This window comes from Vibrio agarilyticus (assembly GCF_012641465.1).
In the GTDB taxonomy this organism is placed as follows: domain Bacteria; phylum Pseudomonadota; class Gammaproteobacteria; order Enterobacterales; family Vibrionaceae; genus Vibrio; species Vibrio agarilyticus.
In genome coordinates this window covers 18808-30825 of sequence record NZ_JABAIK010000012.1, presented here as the reverse complement: position 1 = coordinate 30825, position 12018 = coordinate 18808, and the positions used below count along the sequence as shown (strand labels likewise).

Sequence of the window (12018 nt, the reverse complement as noted above, 5' to 3'; positions counted from 1 at the left end):
ACAGGCACTAAAAACAGAAATATCAACAGAGTTAGATGATATACGTGCTAACATGAGAGCAAAGTTAAAACCCGCATCTAAAAAACATAAAACCAATAAAAACAAAAGGTTAAAAAAACCAGGATTAATCTGAAAAATACTTAAAGATACAAAATAGGCAATGGCGCATCCTAATTGATCATCTTAATAACATTTAATATTCAAAGTAAAAGGCATTATTGTTAATGGAATTACGAGAATTAAATAAGCCAAAGATGCTTTATATGCCGCATCTATAATGCCTAAGATTATCTATCACAATTTCAACCCTCTTTTCTTTCTCGTTTTCGCTATAGACCATAAACCTTAACCATTTCGTGATTAAGTTCATGTTTTTCAAATGATCACTTTCGATTATCACGCGATTGCTCACGGTTTTTCTTTTATAAAGATTATAGCATTATTGTATGACATAAAGAGATGACAGACCCACCGTCATTTCGGTTAGGGAACCACTATAACAACAAGTGAGATAACAATGAAAAAGATGAACCTACTTGCCATTGCTGTGGCAACATCGCTTACCGCTGGCGCTGCGACTGGTGCTGCTATCGACTTTCGACATGAATGGCGCGACAGTGTTGAATATAACAACAATGATGGCTCTGAAAAATCTAAGGATGTTCGCCAATCGTCACGGGTTAAAATCAGCGACAGTTGGAAATATGACAAACAGGTCAAGTTTAACGCCGGTCTTGAAGTGAAATTTCAAGATAAAAAAGATACCTCAAAATTCTTAAGTGACCCTTATATCTATGAAACCGAACTTGACTTAGGCTCGCAGTACACCATTGATAAAAATTGGTATATTCAAATTGGGATGCCGATTGCGTTTGCGTTTGAGAATCCAGACTCGTCTAAAGACCATACGTTAAAAAAAGTGACCTACAAACCGCAATTTCGTGTTGGTTACAAAGCCGATATGGGATTAACTACCGCTTTACGTTATCGTCATGAGTTTGCCGATTTCCGTAACTATCAAACATATGGTGACAAAAACGTTTATGGTGACCGCCAAAGCAATCCACAAAAATATAAAGTCACTTTGACTGGCTCTTACAAAATAGAGTCTCTGCCTAAGTTATCTCTTGCATACGAAGCCAACTACGTTAAATCGTTAGATAACGTATTGCAATATAATGACAAAGATTGGGAATGGGATCTTGGCTTTAAAACCGGCTACAAATTTGGTAGCTGGCAACCGTTTGCGGAAATTTGGACCGTTGACCTTGGTAGCACCACAGATGAGCGTGAAATGAAATACCGCTTAGGCATTAAATACAGCTTCTAAGCGGCTCAAAAAACCAAGCGGTGCTGAGCGAAAGAGAACGAGCATACCTTTCCAATGCATGAGCGACGCAGCGTGACAGCCGCGAGTTTTCAATCAAACGGCATCGCTTGGCTCCCTATTCAGGAATTTATTGAAAATACAGCGCTCTTAGTAGCGCTGTATTTTTGGTTAACATTCAAACGATGAGGCTATAAGTTAGCCCATGCAACAAATAGTTAAAAAGGCAAACCTTATGAAAAACAATATGAAACTCAGTCTTTTTGCAGTAGCTATGTCAAGTGTATTTTGCGTCAACGCCGCTGACTTGGGCGTACCCGCAGACTATCAAAAATTTCAAGATATTCTAAAAATCTCTAAATTGCAGATGTCTGATCCTGCAGGAAAATCTGGCAACAAAGAAGAGTATGCTGATGGCGGAAAATTTGAAGGCGTCGTATTTGACCACTTCTATATCGATAAAGCGACTGAAGCCATGGTCTTTAAGATGGCCGGTTACAAAAACCGTAGCGAAATTCGCGTAAACGAAAACTTCCGTGTCGACGATGCAAACACCTTCCATTTATTGAGCGCTGAATTTGAAGCGATCAATCCAAAAGCGTCTGTTAAAGATAGCGACAAGAAAAATGACGAAATGACCTATCTGCAAGTGCACAACAAAGGCACTTATTTTGATGGCAAGCCAGGTTCACACGGTGAAGGCTACATTCCTCACCCACTTCTACGCGTCGTATACGATGCCAATCGCAGCGGTAAGAAAGATTGGTACTGGGCGGTGATCAAAAACAACGCGGTAAACTGTGGCTCAAAAAGCGGTAATAAAGAGACTGAGGCGTGCAAAAAAGCGTACGTTCGTCTTCCAATCGGCCCAATTGCGACAGGTGGTGAAACCGATAAGTTTGATATCTATGTCGGTGGCGAGCAACTGGTGATTAACCACAATGGCAAAACCGTCGTTAACCACGATATTACTTACTGGAAAGACATGATCAGCTATTTCAAAGCGGGTGTGTACAACCAATTTAAAAATGGCGAAAGTGAAGCCCATTTCCACAAGCTGACTTATTCTGTTGAAAAGCAGCCTGTGATTCATTAATTCTTATAAAAAATTGACAACTCCTCTTTAGCCAGCGCCTCTCGCTGGCTTTTTTTTAACCCCCTGATTTCTCAAATAAGTATCCCCTTTCCACTTGAAGCTTCCGCACTTTTCGTTACAAAGTAAATGGCTATACCCAAGTAACCTCAAGATGCATGGTTCAGCGAGAATGACTTGGTTTGTCAGTGAGGCGAGGATTTGAAGATTGAGTGGTTCTCAATCGAAAATCGTCAACAAAGCTGATAAGCCAAGACAGCTCGCCCCTTGGGAGCCAATCACTGAACCGCTTTTTGTTGTAACGAAAGTGCGTTAAACAACTTGAAAATAGACTCGCTATTTCGCTGCGTTGTTTGCCTTGCTCTCAGCTCAGTGAGCCGGCTCTGAATCCAGCATCTCGAGGTCACTTGGGTATATACCCAAGTAACCTCAAGCTGCTGAACGTTGTTTGGGTATAGCCATTGCTCTTTATTAATATTCAGCTTCCGCAGAGACAAACAAGCCAGCTCGAGGCTGGCTTGTGAAGAGTGAATATCGCGCCGTTATACCCGTCCTACTTGAAGTTGCAGCGCTGTTGACGGGCACTCACAAACCTCATCACATAGTTTATCTATGTTCACGAAGTGCTCAGAGGCTTTGCTCGTTGGTCGCCTACCTGCATCTTCAAGTTGTTTGGGTATATACTTGGATTAAGTCTCTACTCTATCAAACCAAATGCTCTTGGCAGCGCAAGACTAATATCAGGAATAAAGGTAATCGCGAGCAAGGTCAGCATCAGCACCGCGCAAAATGGCAACAGAGCGCGAATGACCTGTTCGATTTTAGCGCCACTGACACTGCAGCCAACAAACAGCGCGGTGCCGACAGGTGGTGTCGCAATACCAATACAGAGATTAAAGATAATCATCATCGCAAAATGAATCGGGTGCATGCCCAATTGAGTCGCGATGGGCATAAAGATAGGGGTGAAGATCAGCACCGCGGGAGTCAGGTCCATAAACATCCCAACCACCAGCAAAATCAGGTTCATCAAAATGAAAATGATCACAGGGTTATCCGATATCGATAACATCCATTCGCTGATCAACGTCGGCAGGCCAGTAAACGCCATTGCCCAAGACATGATGGTCGATGCACCAATCAAGAACAGCATGATCCCGGTAATTTCTGCGGTTTCAATGCTCACAGTTCGCATATCTTGCCAACTTAAGCTGCGATAGGCGAGTGACAAGAAAAACGCATATAATACCGCAATACACGCCCCTTCTGTCGCAGTGAACACACCGCCGATAATGCCGCCAATAACCACCACCACGAGCCCAAGGCTGGGAATTGCGCGCCATGTTGTGACCAGCGCCTGTTTGGCTGTGACTCGTGCGGCAATGCTGTGATATCCCTTTTTCTTTGCGATAAAATAGGCCACCACCATGCAGCTTAAACCCATTAAAATCCCTGGGACATAGCCGGCAATAAACAGCGCAGCAATCGACGTACCGCCACTGACAACGGAAAACACAATTAACGAATTACTCGGGGGAATTAATAGACCCGCCGGGCAAGAGGCCACATTCACTGCGGTTGAAAACGCGCGATCATAGCCCTCTTTTTCCAGCTCTGGCTCTAAGGTTTTTCCCACTGCCGCGGCGGCCGCAACTGCTGATCCTGAGACCGAGCCAAACAGCATATTGGCAATCACATTCACATGCGCCAACGCACCAGGCATTCTTCCTACAAGTAATTTAGCAAACTCAACCAAACGCGTAGCAATACCACCGCGGTTCATAATGTTGCCCGCCAAAATAAAAAAGGGAATGGCGAGTAAACTAAAGCTATCGATGCCAGTAATAATTTTCTGACCCGCCGTCATAAAGGCCACATCAAGTGGCATAATGGTGCACATGATCACCAGCGACGACATCGCAATAGCAATAGCAATCGGAATGCTAAATGCAATCATCACCAAAAACAGGCACAGTAGCCAAAATCCAACTGAAATATCCATCCTACTCGCTCTGCTCCTTCACCGCGTTCATGCTAAAGACCTCAAGTGTGTTAATGATGATATAAACCGACATCAAAACGCCCGCGATAGGCAAAATCAAATAGACGTAAGCCATTGGCATTTGCAGTGCTGGAGAAAACTGCTGCATCGTTCGCCCAATAAGCTGAATACCGCCCTTAATCATCGCAAGGTTAATAAACAGCAAAGAGACGATATTAATCATCAAATACGCCCATTTTTTCAAAGGCTCACTGACGGCACTAATAAATAATGTGATAGCCAAATGCCCATTTTTGCCAAATAGATAACTGGCGCCAAGTAAACCAAACCAAATCATGGTGTAGCGGGCGAGTTCATCGGTGAACGAGCTTGGGTCATTAAGTACATAACGGCTAAAGACTTGCCATGTCACGGTAACGACAAGGGTTAATATCGCCAAGCTACAAACCGCTAACACGACTTGGTCAATCCCTTGTTTTATTTTATGAATGATTGGGTACATCCTGAATCCTTAATCACAGAACGTAAAATAAGCCGCACTGGCAGGTTTGATACTCGTATGAATATCATCAGCGCGGCTTTAAACTATTGATACCATTTTTCATTAAGCGAGTGGTTACATACCTTCAATCGCATCAATGTAATAACGGAGGTTCGGATCTTGTTTTGCACCCGCTAACATAGGTTTGACCTTATCTGCGAACAACTTCTTATCCACTTCGATAAACTCGACACCCGATTTTTTCGCCACTTCCATGTTGCGATTGTCAATTTCTGCCCAGATTTTGATCTCCTCTTCCATGGATTCAAGCGCCGCTTCTTTAACGATTTTTTGCTGCGCAGGCGTTAAGCTGCCCCAAGTTGATTCAGAAATCATAATCAGATCTGGCGTGATCATATGTTGATCAAGTGAGTAATATTTCGCCACTTCAGAATGCTTCATCTCTACAAGGCTTGAGATGTTATTTTCAGCGGCATCAATGACACCTTGCTGCAGCGCAGTATAAACCTCTGTAAATGGCACAGGCGTCGCTTTTGCGCCCAGCAAACGGACCATCTCCATCATGGTGGGAGATTCAGGCACACGCACTTTTAAGCCAGCCAAATCATCGGGTGTCTTAATCGGTTTTGAGCTGTAAAAGCTGCGCGAGCCAGAATCATAGAGCGTCACACCGATAAAGCCTTTGCCCTTACTGGCATTGAGTAACTTTTCTGCCGCCTCGCTACGAATAAACTGGTGCATATGGCTGGCGTCGCGAAATAGAAAAGGAATAGAGATCACCGAATAGCTCGGCTCAAAGGATTCCGCGAGTGAACCGTTAATTTTGGCCATATCAATCGCGCCGGTGACAACTTGCTCAGCTTGGTCGCGCTCAGAGCCCAACATGCCATTTGGAAAAATGCGCACGTCCATTTCACCATTTGATTTTTGCTTTACTTTTTCGGCAAAAATCGTCATTCCCGCATGCGCAGCGCTCTCAATGTTCATTGCGTGCCCTAAGGTTAAAGTTTTGGCATTAACGCCAAATGCAAGTAGGACAGAGGCAGCAGTCAACGCCAAACATTTCTTGTTCATTTTGTTCTCCGTTATGGTTATTTCTCGGTATGAAGCAGCGAAAAAAGCCTAAAGCGGCTGATTTTTAAATACTTTCCCAAGGAGTTAGAATAAAAAGTCAATACTGTGTGAGTTCTCGGTTTACCAAGTCGCCTTGATAAATCACACCCTCATCAACTTCATTACCAGTGTTGCGCTCACTAACTTGTAATACAATATTTCAAATATTACTTTGTGCGGAAACACACAAAAAGAGTTCAATAAAACAGCAGCAATGTGACTTGTCGCATATTGAACGGAACGCAGTGAAAAGTATGAGGAAAGTGGCCAATCGCTGAGGAGCGTTGAAAAGATCAAGGTCTAAAACGAATATACCCAAGTGACCTCAAGATGCTGGATTCAGAGCCGGCTCACTGAGCTGAGAGCAAGGCAAACAACGCAGCGAAATAGTGAGTCTATTTTCAAGTTGTTTAACGCACTTTCGTTACAACAAAAAGCGGTTCAATGATTGGCTCCCAAAGGGCGAGCTGCCTTGGCTCATCAGCTTTGTTGACGATTTTCGATTGAGAGCCACTCAATCTTCAAATCCTCGCCTCACTTATGAACCAAGTCATTCTCGCTGAACCATGCATCTTGAGGTTACTTGGGTATATGTCATGCTTAAAGTTGTAGGGGTGTTGGCAAGCAAAAAAAAAGCGAGCCGAGGGGGCTCGCAAAAAAAACAACGAATAAAAAGATAGGAAGCTCAAAGGAACTTACATTACCTGCTCGGGAGAGAGAGGTCGGCAAAATGTAAAATTCCTTCCAATGCAAATTCAGATAAGCAATTAGGCAACGTGGTGTACCCACTTATCGTCACTTACACTTGATGGTCATAACCACTGCCACAACAGCGTAAAACCACCATTACACCAAATAAACACAGTACGGGGGCGCTCATTTGGTGCTGAGTTTGATTAACACGAGGGTAGCGCTAATCAAACTCGCATACTCAAACCGCTACTCAGCACTTTTCAGAATCATCAAAGTGCAATGTCATCATCAAGCCTGCCTTCCCTAACAGTACCGGATGAGATACAAGCCCAGTTTGAATATTCATTTCCCTTGCTATGTCACTCTATTCAGACATCAACGCCTGTGCGCAGCATCACATATACCCTTCCCACTTGAAGTTGCAGCGTTGTTGGCTAGCTCTCACAAACCTCATCACATAGCCTATCTATGCTCAGAGACTTTGCTCGTTTGCCGCCTACCTGCAGCTCCAAGTTGTTTGGGTATAGCTTAGGGATTTCAATAACCTGTTACGCGTTAACGTGGGCTACAGCGTCACGAACCAACTCACCTAGTGCGTCCCACTGACCTTCGTCAATGAGTTTGGTCGGTACCATCCAAGTGCCACCGCAAGCAAGAACGGCAGGAATCGAAAGATATTCATCCACATTGCCCAAACTCACGCCGCCTGTTGGCATAAATTTCACTGGATACACAGCGGTTAACGCTTTTAGCATCGCCACGCCACCAGAAGGTTCTGCCGGGAAAAACTTCAGTGTGCGCAGACCCATTTCCATCGCCTGCTCGACCAAACTTGGATTATTGACACCAGGGACAATCGCGACCCCTTTATCAAGGCAATATTGCACTGTGCGAGGGTTAAATCCCGGGCTGACGATAAAGTCGACACCCGCTTCAATCGCTTGGTCCACCTGTGCATTGGTTAATACAGTACCTGCGCCAATTAGCATCTCAGGAAATTCAGCACGCATGGCAGCAATCGCTTCGGCAGCACATTCGGTACGAAAAGTGATCTCCGCACACGGCATGCCATTTTCAACCAAAGTGCGTCCGAGTGGGATCGCATCTTCAACCTTATTGATGGCGATAACTGGAATCACTTTAAGGCTAGCAAGTTGTTCATTTAACTTTGTCATCATCGTTCTCTTTCGGGTTTATTGAGTGTCACTTATCGCGCCGCGACAAGACCATTTGGCTTAACTCAATGAAAGCGCTAAATCTGGCATGGCGTCACGTGGAATGATCGCCCCTTGATACTGAATCACTTTTCCAGCAACCGTATGACCTGCTGCTGCTGCGTCAGTCGGTTTACCACCCACTAAGCGCTTGGCTAAAAATCCAGCGCTGAATGAATCACCTGCGGCGGTGGTATCAACAACATTCGCCACAGGCTTAGGCGCAACAAATTTCGCCAGTTCACCATCAACCACGAGACACTCTTTTGCGCCACGTTTAATGATGATTTCTTGCACACCGGCATTGCCCGTGCGCTCAATGCACTGTTCAATATCTTTGTCGCCGTAAAGCTCTTTTTCATCGTCGAATGTTAATAACGCAATATCGACATAAGACAATATTTTCTGGTATGTGGCCTGCGCCTCTAATGGGCTAGACCAGAGCTTAGGACGATAATTATTATCAAAGTAAACCTTACCGCCGCGTTTTTTATACTGCTCTAAAAACTCAAACAGTTTGGCGCGGCCGTCGACCGTTAAAATGGCCAATGTAATACCACTGACATACACACCGTCGTAACCAAACAAGGCGTCAAAAAGCGCATTGGCTTGAGGCTGGTCAAACATATATTTTGCCGCCGCATCATTACGCCAGTAGAAAAACGTGCGCTCGCCTTCGTCGTCCGTTTCAATGTAATAAATGCCCGGTTGCTTGCCGTCGACGCATTGCACTAGATTGGTATCAATGCCTTCAGCTTGCCAAGCCGCCAACATTTGCTTGCTAAATGGATCACTGCCCAACGCCGTCACATAACTGGTTTGAACATCAAGATGGCCCGTTAGGCGAGCAAAATAGAGCGCCGTATTTAATGTATCACCACCAAATGCCTGTTTAAGTTCACCCTGCTTTGTTTGCAGCTCAACCATGCACTCGCCAATAATCGCTAAACGTAATTGTTTCATTGCAAAACCTTATTCGCTTTTGATGCGCTAAACGCAGCGATTAACGCAAAAAATCTTCGCGAGCGGGATTAAAGATGTCGAGCAAAATGCTGTCTTGTTCGAGAGCAATCGCACCGTGCATCATATGCTTACGCGCAAAATAAGCGTCGCCAGCTTTCAGCACTTGCTTTTCACCTTCAATTTCAACTTCAAAGCTACCTTGCACAACATAACCAATTTGGTCGTGGATTTCGTGCTTGTGAGGATGACCAATGCCGCCTTTATCAAAATTCAAGTGAACCGCCATAAGGTCATCTGTGTATGCGACGATTTTGCGCTTGATTCCATTACCCAGTTCTTCCCAAGGGTGCTCATCTTGTTTAAAAAATGCATTCATGTTGATTCCTCTCAATCTCGTTTGATGGTGATACCTTACGCAATTAAATCATTTTGTAATACAAATAAGCTTAAAATGTGTGATTGAGTTCAATAAATTTCGTCTTTTTACTTAACTGGCCTCAATTTAACCTTCAAACAACCAGCAAAATAAGCACACAAAACCAATAAGTTACACTAATGTGCGTGACTTAGATCATCTTATTGAACCGGACTAGTTTCTCATAACATCCTATTGTATTACTTTATGGTGAGATTGATGAATGATTTTATTATGCCTAACTGACTATTTCTCTCTCGTGTGGCATCCATTTCGAGAGGCAATATGACGACGCACTTTGAAGTGGCAATTGTGCATATACCCAAACAACTTGGCGCTGCAGCTAAGCGGCAAACGAGCAAAGCCTTTGAGCATAGGTAGACTATGTGATGAGGTTTGTGAGAGTCAGCCTCTTACTTTATAACGAAAAGCTTTGTAACGAAAAGCGCTGCAGCCTCAAGTGGAAAGGGTATAAATTCAAACGTGACAGGTATAGTGTCTTGAATATAAACCAAAGGTGACAAATATGATTACCCAGCCAATCCTTTTAAACGATGCTGAAATCGAACTGTTGCAGCAACAAGTGGGCACATCGACCTTAATGGGTCGAACCATTGAAGCGCATTGCAAAGCTGTTGATGCATTTATGGCACTGCCTCTTGACGTGCCGGGACATGGCGAAGCGGGCGGATACGAACACAACCGTCACAAGCAAAATTACACTTACATGAATTTGGCGGGTCGTCTTTTTTTGATCACTCGACAAGAAAAATATGGCCAATTTGTTCGTGATTTATTGGCGCTTTATGCGGAAAAATACCTCACCTTTGATTTTCACGTACAAAAAAACACCAACCCAACAGGCCGTCTATTCCATCAGATCCTAAATGAACATTGCTGGTTGATGTTTACTAGCCTCGCCTACTCTTGTGTGGCCGAAACCATGACAGCGGACGAGCGCGATGCTGTGGTAAAAGGTGTGTTTGAGCCAATGCTTGACATGTTTACTGTCAAATACGCTCACGATTTTGATCGCATTCATAACCACGGCATTTGGGCGGTCGCAGCGGTCGGTATTTGTGGCCTTGCGATTGGTAAACCTGAATATTTGGAAATGTCAGTTTACGGCATTGACCGCAACGATACTGGCGGCTTCCTGGCGCAAATTTCTCAGCTTTTTGCCCCATCTGGCTACTATATGGAAGGCCCGTACTATCACCGTTACGCGATTCGCCCTCTGTGTGTGCTTGCCGAAGTGGTGCATCGCCACATGCCTGAACTTGATATTTACAATTACAAAAATCAAGTCATTGGCAATACGGTTCAAGCGCTACTGTCAACCGCGTATCCAAATGGTGAATTTCCCGCTCTTAATGATGCATCACGTACGATGAGCATCACAGATATGGGCGTACAAGTGGCAGTCAGTCTCTATAGCCAGCACTACGGCATGGATGACAACATTCTTGGCATGGCAAAAATTCAAGACTCTGTTTGGATGCACCCATGCGGTCTTGCGCTTTCAAACGCCTATGAAGCGGCAACTCAAGAACGTGAGATCGGTTTACCATTTTGGCCAAGCACTGAACTGAGCGAAGGACCAAAAGGCCATAACGGCGCGCAAGGCTTTATGCGTATGCAAGACGCCACCGGCGATGTAACTCAGCTGGTGATGAATTATGGCCAACACGGTATGGGCCATGGCAACTTTGATACACTTGGCATCACTTTCTTTAACCGTGGCCAAGAAGTCTTGCGCGAATACGGTTTCTGCCGCTGGGTCAACGTTGAGCCGAAATTTGGTGGCCGTTATTTAGACGAAAACAAATCTTACGCTCGTCAAACCATCGCACACAACGCCATCACGATTGATGAAACCTGTCAAAACCACTTTGATGTTGAACGTGCCGATTCTGTCCATGGTTTGCCTCATTTCTTTATCGCAGATAATGACACCATCAAAGGCATGAGTGCATTTGCCAATGATCATTACGATAACGTCGACATGCAGCGCAGCGTCTTTATGCTGGCTTTAGATGAACTTGAAGCGCCATTGCTGATCGATATTTACCGCATTGATAGTGAAGATGGTCAAACCCATCAATATGATTACTCCCACCAATACGATGGTCAGCTTGTGCGTACCAACTTCGCTTATTCCTGCGACAGCGAGCTGCAAACGCTAGGGCATGACGCTGGTTATCAGCACTTATGGAAAGTGGCGTCTGGTGAAGTCACTGAACCTAACGCATTGGTAAGCTGGTTACAAAACAACACCTATTACACTTGGCTTGGCACCAGCTCAAACGAAAAACAAGATGTGATTTTCACTCGTACCGGTGCTAATGACCCAAGCTTTAACCTACGTAGCGAACCTGCGTTTATGCTACGCAGCCATGGCGCATCGTCGGTATTTGCGTCGGTGTTAGAAACTCACGGTTACTTTAACGAAGAGTTTGAGCAATCGGTCAACGCTCGCGGCCAAGTCAAGCAAGTGCGTATTGTCGGCAGTAGCAAAGTCGGAACCGTTATTGAAGTACTCACTCAAAATTCAAAAGTGACTCTCATGGTCAGCAACATTCTTGGCGCCAAAGAGAACACACCGCATTTAACTCAAATTGATGGCACAACATACAGCTGGGATGGTTTCTACAGCCTTGAAGTGACTGCTCTTAACCACAGCGTGGAGAAATAAC

General features: G+C 44.6%; 9 protein-coding genes. 3 read left to right on the top strand and 6 right to left on the bottom strand.

Annotation, left to right across the window (positions count from 1 at the left end; genetic code table 11):
* Nucleotides 1–517: 517 nt before the first annotated feature.
* Both HGP28_RS12785 and HGP28_RS12780 read left to right on the top strand, forming a co-directional pair.
* Nucleotides 518–1330, top strand: a complete 813-nt coding sequence (locus HGP28_RS12785; RefSeq protein WP_168836865.1) for an oligogalacturonate-specific porin KdgM family protein — start codon at nt 518–520, stop codon at nt 1328–1330.
* 232 nt (nt 1331–1562) lie between these two features.
* The gene (locus HGP28_RS12780) at nt 1563–2423 is read left to right on the top strand and encodes a polysaccharide lyase family 7 protein (protein ID WP_211091990.1); all 861 of its coding nucleotides are present in this window, start codon (nt 1563–1565) and stop codon (nt 2421–2423) included.
* Nucleotides 2424–3117: 694 nt separating this feature from the next.
* Here HGP28_RS12780 and HGP28_RS12775 read toward each other — a convergent pair.
* The 6 genes from HGP28_RS12775 to HGP28_RS12750 form a co-directional block, all read right to left on the bottom strand.
* Nucleotides 3118–4422, bottom strand: coding sequence for a TRAP transporter large permease (locus HGP28_RS12775; protein WP_168836864.1), 1305 nt, complete (start codon nt 4420–4422; stop codon nt 3118–3120).
* 1 nt (nt 4423) lies between these two features.
* Complete coding sequence (locus HGP28_RS12770; protein ID WP_168836863.1) at nt 4424–4924, bottom strand: TRAP transporter small permease; 501 nt, start codon at nt 4922–4924, stop codon at nt 4424–4426.
* 114 nt (nt 4925–5038) lie between these two features.
* Entirely contained in the window at nt 5039–5998 is a 960-nt protein-coding gene (locus tag HGP28_RS12765; protein WP_168836862.1) for a TRAP transporter substrate-binding protein, read from the bottom strand.
* A 1280-nt stretch (nt 5999–7278) separates the two neighbouring features.
* Nucleotides 7279–7905 carry a bifunctional 4-hydroxy-2-oxoglutarate aldolase/2-dehydro-3-deoxy-phosphogluconate aldolase gene (locus HGP28_RS12760; protein WP_168836938.1) on the bottom strand — a complete coding sequence of 209 codons (627 nt, stop codon included), beginning with the start codon at nt 7903–7905 and terminating at the stop codon, nt 7279–7281.
* Between the two features lie 60 nt (nt 7906–7965).
* The gene (gene kdgK, locus HGP28_RS12755; protein WP_168836861.1) at nt 7966–8907 is read right to left on the bottom strand and encodes a 2-dehydro-3-deoxygluconokinase; all 942 of its coding nucleotides are present in this window, start codon (nt 8905–8907) and stop codon (nt 7966–7968) included.
* Between the two features lie 40 nt (nt 8908–8947).
* Nucleotides 8948–9283, bottom strand: a complete 336-nt coding sequence (locus tag HGP28_RS12750; protein ID WP_168836860.1) for a cupin domain-containing protein — start codon at nt 9281–9283, stop codon at nt 8948–8950.
* A gap of 565 nt (nt 9284–9848) precedes the next feature.
* Here HGP28_RS12750 and HGP28_RS12745 point away from each other — a divergent pair.
* On the top strand, nt 9849–12017 hold the full coding sequence (locus tag HGP28_RS12745; RefSeq protein ID WP_168836859.1) for a heparinase II/III domain-containing protein: 2169 nt from the start codon (nt 9849–9851) through the stop codon (nt 12015–12017).
* The last annotated feature ends 1 nt before the right edge of the window (nt 12018 follow it).